Below are 17,835 nucleotides of genomic sequence, written 5' to 3'. Positions count from 1 at the left end.
CCGGAAAAATATAGTTTTTATAGCTATTCATAGTCTTCATATCATTATCTCAGCACTTTAAACATCAGGGTTTTGCCCCCTGTCATCACACGCACCATGTAAACACCCTTGCCGCAATCCGCCATATCGAGCGTGCTTACAGCCGATGCCTCCTGCTTACTTGCCAGCAGGGTTCCGTCCGACTGAATCAGCTCCACGGAATGCTCGCATGAATCGGGGAAGCTAACCACCACCCTATTGCCAACCGTGCTTACGATTGCCTGCGAGTTCTGCAGATTGTTGATACCCGATGTCAGCGATTTCAATACAACCCTGTAGGTTTCGCCATCTTTTGACGAGTCGTAGCTCAGCGTGGTTATCCCTTTGGAAGAGGTTACGCTCACTCCGCTGTTGCCATCCGCCTTTTCGAAAGTTCCGTTCAGCTCCAGCGTAATTGTAGAAGCGGTTCCCGGCACGGCCGCCATGGCATCGGTCACATTATCGTTAGTAGCAGCAAAAGGAATTTCACGGTCCATGTCCGGATTGGTGATTGCCACCTCGTACATGCCTCCCTCCTTCTCCTTCATCATCACAATCAGAGGTTTGTTTGCCTGATGAATTTCCCGGGCATCCACAACGGTGTATCCCCTGAACAAGGAAGCCGCCAGCACCTTTTCGCCGGCATGATAAACGGCATGAGCTGTGTTATCCTGCTTCAACAGAATAATTGGCGAGCTGTTTTTATAATTATTTATGAGATTATCATCCGCACCTATCAGCCAGGTATAAGCATACTTTCCGTCTGAGAGTATCTTACCGTGGTTGATGTATGCCATGCAATAGGTAGCGTTCTTCTTGATATCCGTCAGACCCTCGTTCACAATGAAGGCATTGCCGAAGTTATCCTTAATCACCGGATTGCCCGATACACTGGATACATCGCCGGTTATTTCATTCCCGTTCAGGTAGAAGGGCGATGCGTTTACATCCAGTCTGTTCTGGAAAAGAGTGGTATTAAACTGAACAGTGGTACTGCTGCTGTTTATTCCGCTTCCCATGCAGTAAAGCGCATTTCCGAATACAAAGACCGATTTGTCGGCGTAGAAGCTCTTATCGAAAGTAATATCGTGCAGCCTGTTGCTGAACACCGCGCAACGGTCGTCGAAACCTATCCCGCCCAGGAAGGGGGAATCGGAGAAGCAACGGTGCTTGCCCACCTTGTTGAAATCAAGGCTGGTGGTAGACAACGCCTTGGCTGTGGTACCGGGCAGCTGACGCCAGTCCCAGTTGGCATTGCTTCCATCATAGCTTCGGTAATGATTCTTCAGGTCGCTGTATTCAGTCTGTCCATAGCTCAGGTACCGGCCGTAGATATTTTCTGTGGTAGAAGCCTCGAAATCCCAGATATACTTGCTGAACCCTTTCACGGTTACCATCCAGTCGTTCTGACGCACCACCAGCAGTCCGGAGAAAGGCAGGAATTTTGTACCCACCGGATTGCTCTCTGCAGCAGCGGCATTCAAATTAGAAGCCTCAATCAGCGCATCCATCTCACCAAGTGAGTTAGAATAGCAGATATCCGTTCTGGCCTTCGAGATATAGGCGTTTACCAACGCTTGGTCGGGGTTCCACAACCTTTTGTAAGCTCCCAACAATTCGGTATCGGGAGTATCTTCCGACAGAATCAGGTAGGCAAATGCCGGCAAAAGCTGTTGCAGCACATCTGTCTGATTGGGGAAACGTCCGCAGGTAGCCACCGGAACATTGTACTCTCCGCTGAAAAAACGGAAGGTAAGCAATGCCTTCTTCAGGTTTTGGTACGACTCCTGGCTCAGTGCAAAAGGAGTATCGTGCAGCATATAATAGAGCAGACATCCGGCATAGAGCACATCGGGATAGTAAGCACTATAATAAGGTGCATGATGGTGATAGCCCGAGCCATCCGGTTTCAGCGTTCCCAGAAATCCCGGAGCCGTTTTCAACGCATGGTCCATATATCCCTGGAAAGCCTTCATGGCAGCTGTTCTTTGCGCTTCGTCCTTCAACGTAAGTGCGTAGCACAACTTTGGATAAGCCAGCGTACGAATATAGTCGGCCAACTCCCCGTCATTCTGCGTATCTTTGTAAACCGTTCCAAAAAGTGTGTACCAGTTGAACGAATCGAATATTCTTTTAAACTGCTCATCCGTCAGCTGATCCCTCATCAGGAAGGCCGAATGGAAGAATCCCGCGCTGCGGAGCATCTCAAACCGGAGCGTACCCAGCGCACTACCGTCTGCCCATCCCTGGTCGTAATACCAGTCGTATGCTTTCAATAGATTGTCGCGACTGGCTGTTGTGCCATTCATCCGGAAATCGTACGCCAGCTGAAGCAGGTAGTTTTCGTTCACTCCCCGGAAACTGGTCAGCGCCACACCGTCCACCGTTGTGCCGTGATAGTCCATCGGGAAGAGTCCGGGTCCGTTTACCGTACCATCCTCCGCCTGTGTCAGCGTAATATTCCTGCCAAAGTTGGTTACTCCCGTCTTAACATAACTCTTCACGGCGTTCAGTCGTTTTGCGTACGAAGCGTCGCTGCTGTTCGTACCATCGCCCAGATACCATTTGTCCATGCGCTCCTTAATCAGGCCGAAGGCATTCCGTTCTTCATCCGTAGGTGTTACGGGAGCTGCCGGCGGTGTGTTCCTGATAGCCAGATAATCGTTGATGCCGTCGTACAGGTTCACCTTGTACTGAAAGTCGGACATCTTTTCCCACGAGATGGCTCTGAACTCCAGGAAATCGAAATAGAGCGTTCCGCTTCCCGAAGCCGGCGCCGATACCTTCATGGTAGTCAGCGCGGTGAGGTCGTGCCCCATGTCTCTTCCGAAATCGGCCCAAAGGCATCTCCATCCCCTGAAATTGAGGTTGAAGGAGATTTCGCACTTCTTCTGGTTGCTGCTGTTATAGAATGAGAACACAGCCGGCTGATTGGTAGCAGCCGAGTTGTAAACCCATACAGAGATACCCCCTCCTTTCAGTGTAGACGCAGCAGCCAGTCCGTCGGCATTCACCGCGTTCATTGCATCGCCCGCCTGCCAGTTCCAGCGCAGGGAGTAGTTTCCCAATTTAGCTTTCACCGTACTTACCGCTAGGCTTCCTTTCTCCGCACTCCATCCTGCAGGCACAGTATTATCCTCAAAGGATATTACTGCCCCGAAGAGTGAAGTCTTTGCTCCAAAGAGCAGGGTTAGTATCAGTGGATATATAAATTTGTTTTTCATAACCTGTATTATAGTAGGCAAGGTCGGGGTTAATACTTATAGCTAAGCTTGTAGTTTTTCACGCCTAGTTTTTTATTTTCTACGCCTTCTTTTTTATTTTCAACGCCTAGTTTATTTTTTTCTACGCCTACTTTTACAGTTATGTCGAGTGAGTTGTCGCTGTACGATTTGTTGTTGAACTGAGCCGAGATAGCTGGCTGTTCGTTCTTGTCGGTTACAGGATAAATCACTGTGATATAGCGTACAGCCTCATCTGTATTTTTCTGAGTTTCGAAAGCCACAGAGGTACGTTCCGCTCTTTCGCGGTAAGTCTTCGACCTCCATCCCTCTTCCTTATTCATAGTCATTCCTTTTGGTCCGAAGCATTTCAGCACCACGTTGCTGTTTCCGTCAAAGTCGGATGCCACGGTCATGTTTTCCTTATCCAGGTTTGTCTTTCCTTCGCACAGTCCATAGTGAATTGCCACATTTCCTTTCGCGTTGCCCACAGCCTCGTCTACAATCACAAAGAATTTGTTATCCACAAAGAACACCGAGCGTCTGTGTTTCAATCCTTTGTACGATGGATTTTCCACTACCAGCTTCTGGATATTCCCTTTTCCGTTCCACAGTTTGCATACTGATTCTGTAGAATCCAGGTTGGCATTGTTCAGCGTTAGTGTGTTGTGCACCTTTGTCTGGCGGAACCATTTTCTAAGTTGTGAAACTTCTCCTTCACCCTCGTATACATAACTTCCGGAGTCGGGGAAGAGGTTCTTTCCATTCATCCACAGTTCGAATGTTCCGTTATCGGGCTGACAATGCCAGAAAGCTTTTGGTCCGGCCTTCAGTACCATCATGGTGGCATCGTCTCCCCATGAGCTGCGGAAAACATAGAATCCGGATGTTTTAAATGCGTTCGACAAATAATCGGGCAGTTCACCTTTCTTGCCTTCAGTTGCAAAATACTGAATCTGTTTATTCTGAGGGAACACCTTGCTCCATGTCTTCAGATTATCAATAATCTCTTTCTTATCGGTAATCTTGGCATCGCTGAAGCATGGGTTGGTATAGTCGGGGAAACAGTAGTTAATGTAAATCATAATCATCTTTTCTACTGTATCGAGGTAGCTCTGTGGAAATTCATTTCTGAAATTGTTCACATCCGCAATCTGAATTGCCTTGTAGAAAATATTAATGGCAGCCAGATGGTAGTGAGGGTCCAGCTCAAACTGTCCGCCGTCTTTATATACCTGCACATTGATCTCCTTATTTAATATATCGATACCGCTTCTTCTCCAGGTTTCGGCTTCCTTAAATTCGGGGAAGAATGTTCCGGCGTAAATCATGCGTTGCGCTTCGAACAGCAGGTGGTTTCCCTGGTCCGAATAGTTGCCCATGATGTGTACGGCATGTTTGTGATAGTTCATCAGGAATTCCGTTAGGAAATCGGGAGTAAAGCTGGGCGATGAGATGAAGTAAAGGAACTGAGCCGTTTGGTCCTGCAGGCGGTTGCTCACCTCCAGCGGACGCCATGCAAAGCGTACATTCTCCTTGATGCTGTCGCTGAATGGTTTGGTTTGCATCTCGTACTCATTCTTCTTCAAAGGAATCAGCGGATTCTTCTTAATCCAGTCCATGTACTGCAATGCCCACTCCTTGGCATACTTCTCGTCTCCACTGAGGCGGTATGCCTTTCCCATTGGTGTGAACCATTTGTGGCGGTGTAGCTGCCAGCGCAGTTCGTTGTCCTTTACAGGCCAGTATTGCCAGTTGATGTCCTTGCCATAGTTCAAGGAAGGTTGATATCCCTTATGTACAAAGAAGGTATGGTTCAGCGCATCGTCTGCCCATTTCTGTTCCTCCTTGCTTATCTTCACCTTCGCAAGATTCACATCCGGATGTTTCACCGATGTTCTGTTCTTGTAGTATTTCAGCAGCGCTTCCGCAGCCTTTTCGTCCTGTCCCTTGTTGTGCAGCTTCTTCACCTCTTCCAGTCCCGGGCGATTCAGGTCGAGCAGATCAAACACTTCCGTTCTTAGTTGTTGTGCCCACATTAGTTTAGGCAATAGCAGCAATACAATCAAGCAAATATAATTAATTCTCTTTTTCATAGTATTATTGTTTATAAGAGGTCTTTGTATTTAATATTTTTCAGGTCCATGTATCTTTTCAATGCCTCGAGGTAGTAGTAATCGGCATAGTTGAGCGGAACATCCACTTCCGATCCGTGAGGCAGCGAGCCAGTGGAGTGCATCAGTATAAATCCGTCGTTGGATCCTTTCTTAGCCAGGTACTTATCGCTTGAGAGAGATTTCAGAACCTTCTCGGCATAGTCCAGGTATTTACCTCCGTCGGGGGTCATTGTGCTCAGTTCAACAAAGGCAGAAGCAGTTACCGAAGCAGCCGAAGCATCGCGCGGAGTCTTTGCCGTTTCCGGAGCATCGTAGTCCCAAAGCGGAACCAGGTCGTCAGTCTTCACCCGTGCCATAATCATATCGGCAATCTTGCGTGCGAAATCGAGGTACACCTTGTTCTTTGTTTCGCGGTAGCAAGCAGTGTATCCGTAAACCGCCCAAGCCTGTCCGCGCGACCATGCACTGCTATCATTTTTTCCCTGATGCGTTTGTTTGCATTGCACGCTTCCGTCATTATTGTAGCTCACTACGTGATATGAGGTATAGTCCTTGCGGAAGTGATTTTTCATGGTTGTATTGGCATGTTTGATAGCCACATCCATGTACTTGTTGTTGCCGGTATATTTGCTGAGGTAGAAGAGCAGGTCCAGGTTCATCATGTTATCGATAATGACCGGGAAGTTCCACTTGCCAAAATCCCACGAGCGGATACATCCTATTTCGGGGTTGAAGCGTGAGATGAGGTTGTTTCCTGTCTGAAGCAATACCTGAGGAATTGTGTCGTTTGGAGAGAGTCTTTCCGCGTTGCCATAACTGCAATACATCATGAATCCCAGGTCGTGCGTACCGTTGTACTCCTTCACCGGGTTCAGCAGGTTGGTAAAGCGCGAAGCCTCATTCTTGTAGTAATTGTCGCCTGTCAGCTCATACACATACCACAGACTTCCGGGAAAGAAACCGCTGGTCCAGTCGTACGGACTTACCAGTTTCCGCTTCCCTATCTTTTGGGGCGCTATCTTTCTCAACGAATCCTGGAATGTTTCCTTGCCTCTTCCAAGCTGACTGCTGAGGAAGTCCACGTTCGTACTGTTCCAAACCGAGCGAGGCAGCTTAGCCGAATCGGCAATTTCCTCACTTGTTAACTTTAGCTGGTAAGATGCAACGTCGATGCCGTTTTTAATCCAGTCGTACTTGTCAGAAGCGGGCTTCATGCACGAACTTAACAGAACAGCCGATAGCGATGCAATAACTAATGATCTTTTTTTCATCTGAATCAAATTATTATATCCTTTTTAAATTGTACTATTCAACGTTACAAATTTAATCAGGCAATAACAACAAGGCAATCAGATGTGTTGAAACGAATTAAATACAGGTGCAACGACTTTTAATTTTGTTGAATTTACTATTAGTTTTGTTATCAACGCCCCTTTTTCACGTATTCAGAGGGCAAACAGCCAAAATACTTCTTGAACGAGGTTGCAAAATAAGACGGCGTGTTAAAGCCCACCATCATGCTTATTTCGGACACATTATAGCGTCCCTCCTTCAGCAACCGGGCAGCCTCGTTGAACCTCATTTTACGTATAAACTCGTTGGTAGGCTCACCGGTAATGGCTTTCATCTTGAGGTGCAGGTTGGTGCGGCTCATGTTCATCTGCCGTGCAAACTCATCAGTGGTAAATTCTATATTATCCATGTTGTTCTGCACCACGGTGATGGCCTTTTTCAGCAATTCCTCGTCCATTACATTGAATGTAACCTCTTCCGGAGCAATCTCCATTGAGTTAGAATAGTGTTCAATGGCCATGTAGCGCGTATGCAGCATGTTGTTTATCTTAGCAATCATCACGCTCAGCGAGAATGGTTTCGGTATGTAGTCGTCGGCACCTACCTGCAGTCCTTCCATCTGGTCTTCCACATTACCCTTGGCCGACAGGATAATCACCGGTATATGGCAGGTCTGCAGGTTGCGTTTCACCTGTCTGCACAGCTTTATACCATCCATTACCGGCATCATCACATCGGTAATAATCAGATCCACATCCGCATTCTTCATCACTTCCAGCGCTTCCTGGCCGTTCGAAGCCCTCAGTACGTTGAAATGGCGCGAAAGCCCTTCATTGAGGAAGTCCTGAATTTCACTGTTATCTTCCACCACCATCACGGTTCTCTTTTTTCCTTCTTCCGTTTCGGCTTCATCCACCTCTGCCTTGCTCACCTCAATATCGGTGAAGAACGATTCGGTTTGATTAATGGAGTGATAACCAGCCTCTTCGCCCTCGTTGCGGGTCAGTTCTGCCGGATGGTATAGATCCCGGTTCTGAGGAATAGATATAATAAAGGTACTGCCGCAATCCTTTTTGCTCACCAGCGTAATGGTACCATGGTGCAACTCCACTAGACACTTCACCAGCGACAATCCGATACCCGTTCCAAACTGCTCGCAATCCGCCTGATAGAATCGTTCAAAAATCAGTTTCTGCTTCTCCTCCGGAATACCAATACCCGTATCACTCACCGATATCAGCAGGTTGTTGTCCTCAATCTCGGTCTTAACGGAAATTGTCCCTCCTTCGGGTGTAAACTTAAACGCATTCGAAAGCAGGTTATTCACAATGATCTCCAGATAGTTGGGGTCAAACAGCATCTTTTTCTTCTCTATTTCCGACTGGAAGATGTACTCTATCTTTTTTCTCCGGGCAATCTTGTCAAACAGCAGAATAATAGGCTGAAGCGTTTCGTTGAGATCCCTTTCGGCAGCCTTCAACTGCAACACCCCCAGTTCCGCCCTGCGGTAGTCCATCAGCTGGTTCACCATGTGTAGCAGTCGGTTTGCATTCCGTTCAATATGCTCCAGCTGCTTGCGCGCCCATTTATCGTTAATCCGGCTCAGCAACTCCTGCAGCGGTGCCTGAATCAGCGTCAGCGGAGTGCGCAGTTCGTGAGACATGTTGATGAAGAACCTCAGCTTCATCTGGCTCAGTTCCTGCTGCTTGTCGTTCTCCATACGTTCCAGGTGCAGCTGAGCCTCCATATTCTTGCGCATCAGCAGGTAGCGGAACACCAGCATTGTAATTCCCGCGGCAATAGCCATGAAAAGAATTATCGCCCACCACGATTTATACCACACCGGCATAATCCTTATTTTCAGCTCGGTAGGCGCTTCGTTCCACTTTCCGTCACTATTTGCCGCCTTTACCTTTAATACATAGTTTCCCGATGGCAAGTTGGAGTAAAACACTGTCCGTCCGTCGGTCAGGTAATTCCAATCCTTATCATACCCCTCCAGCTTGTAGGCAAAGGTGTTGTGTTTGCCCGAAATGTAGTTAAACACCACCAGGTCGAGCGAGAACGACGACTGCGAAGCTTTCAGCTTTATGCCTTCCGCCATGCAGATATTCTCATCCAGAATACCCGTATCATCTCCCGGATGCACGCTTCTGCCAAACACCTTCAGGTCGTTAATCAACACTTTCGGTGCATAGGGGTTGTCAATCAGCAACTCCGGTCTAAATACTGTGATTCCGTTTATTCCCCCAAAATACATCTCCCCGCTTCGGGTGCGACAGAAAGAGTAGTTGTTGAACTGGTTGCTCTGTATGCCGTCCGATTGCGTATAGTTTCTAAAAGTATCATTATCCGGAGTAAGGCAGCTCAGCCCCTTATTGGAGCTTATCCACATCCTTCCGTAGCTATCTTCCAGCACTCCGTATATCACATTATTGGGCAGTCCGTTCTTCGTGGTGTAATGCTTTATCTTTCCTGTCTTATCGTTGTAGACAAAGAGTCCGTTTCTTGTAGAAATCCAGACCCTTCCCTCCTTGTCTTGCATGATGGAGTTCACAAAAGCCTCGCGCAACTGCTTGTCGCCCGATATGATGTAGCTGAAGTCAATCAGCCTGTCTGTTTTGTACACGTTCAATCCCCGTTCACCACCTACCCAGAGTCTGTTTTTCGAATCCCTGCACAGCACCGTCACACTTCCGTTGGCAATGCTCTTTCCACCGTAGGCGCTATTCACCGGCGTAATGGTTCTCTTTGCCGGATTGAATCGGGCAAGCCCTTTCAGCGTGCCCAGCCACAGTTCACCGTTCTGTGCAGGAATTATGGCATACACATTCTCATCCTGCAAGCCTGAGTTGCGCATGTTGTAATGGTCAATCTGTTTCGAGCCGTAGTGCAGCACGCTGAGCCCTCCGGCATGCGTACCGATGTAAACCAGCCCATTCTTTTCGTCGAGCCACACCGCCTTCACATTGTTCGATCCCGAGCCGGGTCCTTCTCCGCCTTTCAGCGAATAGTTTGAATACTGTTTCGTTTTCGCGTTGTAGAAGTTCAGTCCCCCGTCGTTTGCCCCAATCCAGAGATTCCCGTTTCTATCTTCAACGATACAGCTTGTCACGTTATCGTTCAGCGAGTTCTGGAAAGGAATACGCTTGATGTGCCCAAACCTGTTCTTCAGCGGATGATAGTAATTCAATCCACCGAAATAGGTTCCGAACCACATTCCCCCCTGCGCATCCTGGAAGATGGAGCGCACCGAGTTCTGCGACAAGCTTCCCTCCTCCACCGGATTACTCCTGAAGGCTTGGAACGAGTCGGTCTGGTCGTTATACAGATTCAGTTCATTGAATGTTCCAATCCATAGCCGGTTCTGCGCATCCAGTGCCAGCGAGCGTATGTAGTCCGAGCTCAGGCTCTTGCCGTTGCTCGCCTCCCTACGGTAGTTCTTCATCTGCCTTGTTCTCAGGTTCAGCATATAGAGCCCCGCCCCTTCGGTGGCAATCCACAGTTTGTAGTCCGACTGCCTCAGCATGCACTGCACCTTTTTTCCAGCCAGTGCCGGCGAAAGCATTTGCAGGTTATTACCTTCGGGCGAGCAGACCATCACGCCATTGTCCGTCCCGATGTATATTTTTTCGTTGTACTTTGTTATGTAGTTAGCCGTGAGTGCCGCCAGCTTCTGGTTTGCCGGCCTAATAAACTTCTGCTGTTTGCAGTCAAAGAAGAGCACTCCCTTCGATGTTCCCAGTATCAGCATATCCTCCTTCACCTCGCCAATAGCGTTTACCTGCATATTGCTTTTATAGAAATAGTTCTTGAAGTTATCCCTCTTCTCGTCGTAGCACGACAGCCCTTCACGTGTTCCAATCCACAGCACCCCCTTGCTGTCAATCTTCAGCACCTTCGCTATATCGCTTGCAATACTGTTTGCATCCGAATAGTCGTGACGGTATACGGTGAACGAATATCCGTCGAACTTATTCAGTCCATCGTACGTGGCAAACCACATGTTACCGGTTTTGTCCTGCGCAATGGAGAAGATGGTACTTTGCGAGAGTCCTTCGTTCAGCGATATCTGAGAAAAGCTGATTGGATTATTCTCTTCGGATTGAGCATTGAAAGAAATGAGAAGAAACAAAAAAAGATTCAAAAGCAATATACGGGGGATTTTCATTTTAACTTATCAAACTTTAGTTAACATTCAAATAAGAATTAATGGCCAAATTTAAAGAAAACATTTATAATTAAGGTCTATATTCGTTCAAAGTTTGGTCATATCTGTTCACCTTCCATTGACATTGGCCATAGAAAACATAAAAGCCCCGCTGTCGCATAAACGATGGCGGGGCTTAATACTAAATAATAAAAACTAGATGCCACGATACTCACTCACATGATGACGAAGCTTGTTACTCCCGAAGATAAGGGTATTTATCCCATTATCCATATTTCTCAAAAAATATTTCCAATATTTAAGGAATAACAACTATTATTACTGAATTTTTCAAATATTCTGAACATAAAATGTTTTTCATTTCCATCTAAAGACCGGCATTCCTGCCGTTAAACCTCTTTGCTGCAAAGTTGGTTTTCTGTACGATTATAACAAACACTCAACAATTCTTCCGCAAGCCATACCGTCTCCGTAAGGATTCTGTGCCTTGCTCATTATGTCATAGTACTGCTTGTCATCCAACAGCATGGACACTTCGTTTACAATCTTGTCGTAGTCGGTTCCTACCAGTTTTACCGTTCCTGCCTCCAGCGCTTCCGGGCGTTCGGTTGTATCGCGCATTACCAATACAGGCTTTCCAAGCCCGGGAGCCTCTTCCTGAATACCTCCGCTATCGGTCAGCACAACATCACATTTCTCCATCAGGAACACAAACTGCAGATACTCCAAAGGTTCAATAAAGAATACGTTACTAATGCGATTTTCCACTCCGAAAGTATCTCTTATCGGTTTTCTCACATTCGGGTTAAGGTGCATCGGATATACAAAATCCACCTCCGGATATTTTCTCGTCAGCTCCTTTATCGCTGCACAGATATTAATAAACCCCTCTCCAAAGTTCTCCCTTCTGTGTCCGGTAATCAGCACCAGTCTGCGGTTGCCGTTCAGTCGTTCCGTGTCATACCCCGACTCCTTCAATCCACATTGCAGCTTCCTGTTCATATCCCGGTCGCTGTTTATCTTATCAACAACCATATACAGAGCATCGATTACCGTATTCCCGGTCACCCATATCCTTTCCTCGGGAATTCCCTCGTTCAACAAATTCTGTTTGCTCAACGTTGTTGGCGAGAAGTTGTATGCAGCTATCCTCCCTGTTATCTGGCGGTTCATCTCTTCCGGCCATGGACTGTAGATGTTGTGGGTACGCAGCCCGGCTTCCACATGCCCCACTGATATCTGCTGATAATAAGCAGCAAGAGCCGCAGATGTCGATGTAGTGGTATCGCCATGCACCAGCACCACATCAGGAGAAACCTCCCTCAATACATCCCTCATTCCAAGCAGCACCCTGGTTGTCACATCGAACAGGTCCTGCCCTTGCTTCATAATATTCAGGTCGAAGTGGGGTTTTATATCAAAAAGGTTCAGCACCTGATCCAGCATTTCACGATGCTGCCCGGTGACACATACAATCGTTTCCACCCGATTGCTGTGTTTCTGCAACTCTTTTACCAACGGAGCCATCTTTATAGCCTCAGGACGAGTCCCGAATACCAACATCACCTTTTTCATATATTTATTTTCTTACACCGCAAAAATCAAGTTCAATTTTACCGGTATCCACCGGCATCTCCACAAATTCCCTGTGCCTTACCAGCCATACCACAATATCAGCCTTTTCGTATGCCTCTTTATAGTCCATCAGGTTAAAAGTCCGGTGGTCTGATATATTCGGTTCAACCACCAATACCTCCGCCCTTGCTTCCGATATTATGCGCGAAACGATGTATATGGCCGGAGACTCCCTCAGGTCGTCAATATCCGGTTTAAAAGCGAGTCCCATACAAGCTACTACCGGTTCCCGGTCCGTTCTGGCCGTGAATTCCTGACAAGTTTTCAACACCCTGTTTGCGCACCAGTCGGCCTTATAGTCATTTGTCTCCCTGGCCCTTTTAATAATCTGCGCCTGTTCCGGGAAATCAGATACAATAAACCAGGGGTCCACCGCAATGCAGTGCCCACCTACCCCGCATCCCGGCTGAAGTATATTCACACGCGGATGCTTATTCGCCAGCTCTATCAAGTTATAGACATTGATGTCCGCCCTGTCGCAAATCATCGAAAGCTCATTGGCAAAAGCAATCTGCACATCTCTTGATGAGTTTTCCGTCAGTTTGCACATTTCGGCTGTCCGTACATTCGTCTTATGCAGTTGCCCCTTCACGAATTTAGCGTAGAAATCAGAAGCCCTCTCCGCCGATTCCGGATTAATGCCCCCTATCACCCTGTCGTTGTGCTCCAGTTCATACAACACATTTCCCGGCAGCACTCTCTCCGGACAGTAGGCCACATATATTTTTCCTTTCAGTTCGGGTCTGGTTTTGAATATCACATCAACCATCTTTTCAGTTGTCATTACCGGCGAGGTCGATTCTATCACAAAAAGATTGCCTTCCCTCAGATAAGGTATCACCATGCGTGTGGCCGATTCCACATACGATATATCCGCTCTGTGATTCTGTTTAAAAGGAGTCGGAACCACGATGAAGAAAGCATCCGCTTCCTCCGGTTTCGACGAAGCCCTGAGATTGCCTTTCTCCACCACCTCCTTCACCACCTTATCCAGGTCGGGCTCCATAATATGTATTTTACCTTGATTTATCGTCTCCACAACAGCAGGATTCACATCGACTCCCACCACCCGTATGCCTTTACTTGCCGCAACAGCCGCAGTAGGCAAACCTATATATCCCAAACCCATGAAAACAGCCTTCATATCCTAACCCGTTTTATTATTCATCTTACTATTTAATTTCACAAAGAAGCCCTCGTTGTTGTTCAGGGAGAATTCAGGCGGCAGACTCTTGCATGCCTCCGTTTTATCATTAAATCCCTTCTCCAGAATTGAATCAACGAGCGATACCACATCCCCGGCATCCGATGGGTTTACCCAATAGCCCACCCCCAGCTGTTCCACCTCCTCTGCCAGGAAAGTACCTTTCGAAACAATGATCGGAGTATTGAAATACACCGCCTCGTATATCTTGTTTGGCTCCGCATATCTCACATTCAGCACACTCACGTCGTAAGTTGCCAGCACCAGGTCTATGTTCGAATAGATTTCAGGTAAGTCATCCGGATTTCTGAATGAACCATGAAAAAAGACATTCCCAAAACTTTTCAGCGATTCAAACTTCGCATCCAGCGATGTGTCCGTACCGTAGAAGTGAAATTCATGCTCCGGAAAATTCTTTAAGAAAGTCTGCACAAACTCATACACGGTTTTAAACCTTATCACCCCAACAAAGCCCACCTTAAGCTTCACCGGATATTCCGTCTTCTTCCCAACAGGCTGTTTGGATAAGATAGCCTTGTTCAACCGGTTGGGTATCACCGACACATTCCGGGGCACCTTATTCCCGTAGTGATACTTTAAAAATCCTTCCGATGTAAATATCGTTTCAAAAGAGTTATTTATAATCTTCCGGTCTATATACTCCAGTAAATTCCTCACTATTGCATTTCTGATGTACGTGTGCATCAAGTCAGACTCCTCGTAGATATATGCCCTTCTGTTGATGGTTAAAGACAAAAATGCGATGTCGTATCCAAAATAGTAGAATATGACCGGCTCCTTGATTCTGCCAAAAACCCTCTTCAATGCCCCCACTATGATTGGAATTCGTTTCAAATAACCCAACTCATTGGAATATTCTCCTATCACGTTCAGTGTAAACCTGTCGCTTCTCAGCACTGCACCGGCATTTTTCCTGCTAAACCCATACACTTCCACCTCATAGCCGTTGTCCATGAATTCATTTATCCGTTTCAGGCACCGTGGGTTCTGACATGTATTCATTATGAACACGATCTTCTTCATTTCAGCAAATCCTCAATTACTTTATACTCATTATTCAATACCGTATTGCTTATAAAATCATCAGTAAGCCTGATCGATTTCGGCGAAGCAGATTTAGGATGACCAATAATAACGAACGACCTTGCACCGCTCTCCTCGCATGCTTTTTTATAGACCAACGGCAGCAGGTACGAGCTTAAACTATCTATCGACGCCGGTACAATCTTGGTTCTGAACATCTGCCTGTAGAAATCATACATGCGCCTTGGCCGGCTCAGTGCAGAAGCAACACTGCTTCCATCGGAGAATGCTTTAAACGAACCCTCATCCGATTTCTTCCTCAGCAAGGCATAATGAACCGGATTGAACCTGCAAGTCGTTATCGGCAATTCCATCACCTCCCCCTTATCACTTGGCCTCGCAATATCCTGTTCAAAGCAGTAAGGGCTATCCATGGGAACGGTCCGGTAGTCATACCATTGAAACCTCGAATGACTAACCGCACCCGTCAGCACCGACGAGTCCACCCTGATATTGTTCGTAACCATTAAATCATAGTAACCCTTAAAGGTTTGGATAGAATACCCTCCCGCCCTGAATCCTATAATATCCTTTTCAATGACCGATTCAAGCAGATTTTTCGATTCCTTGAAATAATGCACAGCCAGGTCATGCTCCACATCACTCAGCTTATAGAATTCCATATTCAGCTTCCATTCATTTCCGTTATATTCAGAGAAATACCATTGCGGATGAATGTGCAGCTGAATGCTGTGTCCATTCCGGGCAAGCCTCTTTATCTGCCCTGCCACCCGGCTGTAGTCCTTATCAAGCGAGCTGTATCTATCCCTGTATTTATTCAGCGCGTATAGAAATGACGAATCCACAAACAAAGTCGCCTTAACCCCATGCCTGTCAAAAGTCCGTGCCAGTTCATCCATCGGCATTATCAGGCTGTTCTCCACCGATCCTGTTTTCAGTCCCAGAAACAGCTCATAGTCAAGTGTTATATAAATATCCTTACCCATTAACAGTTAAATGTGAATTCAATATCACTTATACGCTTTTGTCTTTTAACACTTGTAAACCGATTATGGTTTTCACTTTTTTGTATTAATTAGAATTTTTAAACCTTCCACCTCCGGACAAAAAAAATGCAGCCACATCTGCTCTTACACAGATGTGGCTGCATTATTTATTTGGTTATATTTCAAGTGCCGGGCACTCTTACATTTATTGCGATATATCCAGCTATGCTATTCTTTTTTCTCTAAAAAGTATTTCTTTACAGTATCTGCATACGCCGCATCTACTTCACTGATATGCATGATAAACCATTTTCTCAGGAAAAGAACCATTTGTTCCAAAAGCACTTTATTCCTGTAATTGTATGCAACCTGAAATTCCAGACACTTATTTTTAAATACCATATGCTGCATAATATGCTGTTCTACATATTTCCAGTTAGCTTCCTGCATCAACTGTTCTTCGGTATTGAAGTGGTATATTGCATATCTTTGCAGCTCATTCAATTCGGCTAAGATGTCAGATTCTCTCTCATCTTCATTTTCCTTCTGGTTTATCAGAATCAGATTATCAAATATCTCAAAAAAGTGTTTATGTTGATTGTCAATAACCGGAATATCAAATAACTTATAAGCAATCCGATTTCTTTTTGTAGCTGAAAAGTCCATAGTTTATTTCTTCATTAATTAATAGTTTCTTCTTCTTTAACCAAAAATCCTTTGCGTGTCATATTTCCCCATCCCTTACTATTCTTTCGGAAAAAATAATCAAAATTACCCGATAATGAGAATAGCATATTTACCGGTTGATAGATAAACATTTCCAGAAAAATAAATAAGAAAGATTGCAATAAATAACTGAACCCTTTATATTTTTGATATGTATATGCTTCAATGAATAGTGCGATTGATGAAAATAAGGTAGAGAATGTCATCACAAAAAGCAGTACAATCATTGCAATTTGCCAGCTAATTGCTCCCCAGATTATAAAGAATAACAGGAAAATAATGCCAAAGAACTCTATTATCGGAGTAAGCCATTCATAGAATACCCAGTATGGGTAGCTTGCTATTCCTATTATCCCATATTTTTTATTAAAAAACATGTTTCTATGTTTCTTAATTGTATCAATTGCCCCACGTGTCCATCTATTTCTCTGCTTCGAAAGTACCTTGTATGTTTCTGGCACCTCAGTCCAACATAGTGGATCCGGAATAAAGGCTACTTTGTATTTTTTCTTCTCCACCTCGTGCATGTATTTTCTTAACCTGACAACAAGTTCAAGATCTTCTCCTACGGATGAGGTGTCGTATCCACCAACTTTAAGAACCCTTCTCCGATCAAAGAGTCCAAAAGCTCCCGAAATAATTAGCAGTCCATTTAGCTTGCTCCACGCCATACGTCCTAAAGTAAATGCGCGGCAATATTCCAACACCTGAAATTTAGCCCAGAAATTATCCGGATAGTTCACCTTTGTTATCCTTCCGTCGGTTACTTCACAAGAGTTAGCAATACGTATTACTCCCCCCGAAGCAATTACAATATGTTTGGAATCGTCTACAAAGGGTTTCACCATCTTTAATATTGCATCCGGCTCAATAATGCAATCCACATCTATTGCCAGGAACAAGTCTTTTTGAGAAATATTAATACCGGCATTTAAAGCATCCGATTTTCCACCGTTTTCCTTATCAACAACAATCAAATTACTGTATGCCTTATTTTTAGATTGATAAATACCTCTTATTTCGGCACATTCTATATGTTTTGTGTAGGCTTTATTTACTTTTATCAATTCAAAGTGCTCAATAATTCTTGCCAATGTATTATCTTTACTCCCATCATTTACAATAATAATATCATATTCCACATATTGCACGGATAGTAAGCATTTTATGTTTTCCACAATTGTTTTTTCCTCATTATATGCCGGTGCAATAATAGAAACAGAAGGAAGTTTTGGAAACGCCAACATTGACCTGTAATAAAAATTATAGTTTTTATTTTTGTACCTATTAATTTCCATGATCGAAAGCAAGGCAGTAAACAGATACATGCCAAACAGCGTTATAGAAAATGCCAGGAAAAAAAAGTTTATTATGTCAATCAAGTATTCTTCCATTTTTT

At 45.4% G+C, this 17,835-nt stretch carries 10 protein-coding genes; all 10 read right to left on the bottom strand.

What is annotated here, in order from left to right:
* Positions 1 to 44 precede the first annotated feature (44 nt).
* Positions 45 to 3,242 (bottom strand): chondroitinase family polysaccharide lyase, encoded by a 3,198-nt coding sequence (locus ABWU87_RS00900; protein ID WP_353332387.1) that lies wholly within the window; start codon positions 3,240 to 3,242, stop codon positions 45 to 47.
* Between the two features lie 29 nt (positions 3,243 to 3,271).
* The gene (gene hepC / locus ABWU87_RS00895) at positions 3,272 to 5,335 is read right to left on the bottom strand and encodes a heparin-sulfate lyase HepC (protein WP_353332385.1); all 2,064 of its coding nucleotides are present in this window, start codon (positions 5,333 to 5,335) and stop codon (positions 3,272 to 3,274) included.
* A gap of 11 nt (positions 5,336 to 5,346) precedes the next feature.
* Positions 5,347 to 6,627, bottom strand: coding sequence for a DUF4995 domain-containing protein (locus tag ABWU87_RS00890; RefSeq protein ID WP_353332383.1), 1,281 nt, complete (start codon positions 6,625 to 6,627; stop codon positions 5,347 to 5,349).
* A 152-nt stretch (positions 6,628 to 6,779) separates the two neighbouring features.
* Positions 6,780 to 10,820, bottom strand: coding sequence for a hybrid sensor histidine kinase/response regulator transcription factor (locus ABWU87_RS00885; protein ID WP_353332381.1), 4,041 nt, complete (start codon positions 10,818 to 10,820; stop codon positions 6,780 to 6,782).
* Between the two features lie 426 nt (positions 10,821 to 11,246).
* Positions 11,247 to 12,395 carry a non-hydrolyzing UDP-N-acetylglucosamine 2-epimerase gene (wecB, locus tag ABWU87_RS00880; protein ID WP_353332379.1) on the bottom strand — a complete coding sequence of 383 codons (1,149 nt, stop codon included), beginning with the start codon at positions 12,393 to 12,395 and terminating at the stop codon, positions 11,247 to 11,249.
* A gap of 4 nt (positions 12,396 to 12,399) precedes the next feature.
* Complete coding sequence (gene wecC / locus ABWU87_RS00875) at positions 12,400 to 13,599, bottom strand: UDP-N-acetyl-D-mannosamine dehydrogenase (protein ID WP_353332377.1); 1,200 nt, start codon at positions 13,597 to 13,599, stop codon at positions 12,400 to 12,402.
* Between the two features lie 3 nt (positions 13,600 to 13,602).
* Complete coding sequence (locus ABWU87_RS00870) at positions 13,603 to 14,703, bottom strand: glycosyltransferase (RefSeq protein ID WP_353332375.1); 1,101 nt, start codon at positions 14,701 to 14,703, stop codon at positions 13,603 to 13,605.
* Positions 14,700 to 15,710 carry a hypothetical protein gene (locus tag ABWU87_RS00865; protein WP_353332373.1) on the bottom strand — a complete coding sequence of 337 codons (1,011 nt, stop codon included), beginning with the start codon at positions 15,708 to 15,710 and terminating at the stop codon, positions 14,700 to 14,702. Before ABWU87_RS00865 ends, ABWU87_RS00870 begins: the two co-directional genes overlap by 4 nt.
* Before the next feature lie 228 nt (positions 15,711 to 15,938).
* On the bottom strand, positions 15,939 to 16,376 hold the full coding sequence (locus ABWU87_RS00860; protein ID WP_353332371.1) for a bacteriohemerythrin: 438 nt from the start codon (positions 16,374 to 16,376) through the stop codon (positions 15,939 to 15,941).
* 14 nt (positions 16,377 to 16,390) lie between these two features.
* Positions 16,391 to 17,830: a glycosyltransferase family 2 protein gene (locus tag ABWU87_RS00855; protein WP_353332369.1), complete on the bottom strand. Its 1,440-nt coding sequence runs from the start codon at positions 17,828 to 17,830 to the stop codon at positions 16,391 to 16,393.
* Positions 17,831 to 17,835 lie beyond the last annotated feature (5 nt).

Origin of the sequence: Bacteroides sedimenti (genome assembly GCF_040365225.1) — a bacterium.
GTDB lineage: Bacteria > Bacteroidota > Bacteroidia > Bacteroidales > Bacteroidaceae > Bacteroides > Bacteroides sedimenti.
The sequence above is the reverse complement of the archived record's forward strand: the minus strand, read 5'-3'. Positions and strand labels throughout refer to the sequence as shown.

Bases quoted from the DNA above. Each gene is read 5' to 3' on its own strand.
- ABWU87_RS00890 (WP_353332383.1), bottom strand. From the start codon at position 6,627: ATGAAAAAAAGATCATTAGTTATTGCATCGCTATCGGCTGTTCTGTTA.
- wecB (WP_353332379.1), bottom strand. From the start codon at position 12,395: ATGAAAAAGGTGATGTTGGTATTCGGGACTCGTCCTGAGGCTATAAAG.
- wecC (WP_353332377.1), bottom strand. From the start codon at position 13,599: ATGAAGGCTGTTTTCATGGGTTTGGGATATATAGGTTTGCCTACTGCG.
- ABWU87_RS00855 (WP_353332369.1), bottom strand. From the start codon at position 17,830: ATGGAAGAATACTTGATTGACATAATAAACTTTTTTTTCCTGGCATTT.
- ABWU87_RS00900 (WP_353332387.1), bottom strand. From the start codon at position 3,242: ATGAAAAACAAATTTATATATCCACTGATACTAACCCTGCTCTTTGGA.
- ABWU87_RS00870 (WP_353332375.1), bottom strand. From the start codon at position 14,703: ATGAAGAAGATCGTGTTCATAATGAATACATGTCAGAACCCACGGTGC.
- ABWU87_RS00865 (WP_353332373.1), bottom strand. From the start codon at position 15,710: ATGGGTAAGGATATTTATATAACACTTGACTATGAGCTGTTTCTGGGA.
- ABWU87_RS00860 (WP_353332371.1), bottom strand. From the start codon at position 16,376: ATGGACTTTTCAGCTACAAAAAGAAATCGGATTGCTTATAAGTTATTT.
- ABWU87_RS00885 (WP_353332381.1), bottom strand. From the start codon at position 10,820: ATGAAAATCCCCCGTATATTGCTTTTGAATCTTTTTTTGTTTCTTCTC.
- hepC (WP_353332385.1), bottom strand. From the start codon at position 5,335: ATGAAAAAGAGAATTAATTATATTTGCTTGATTGTATTGCTGCTATTG.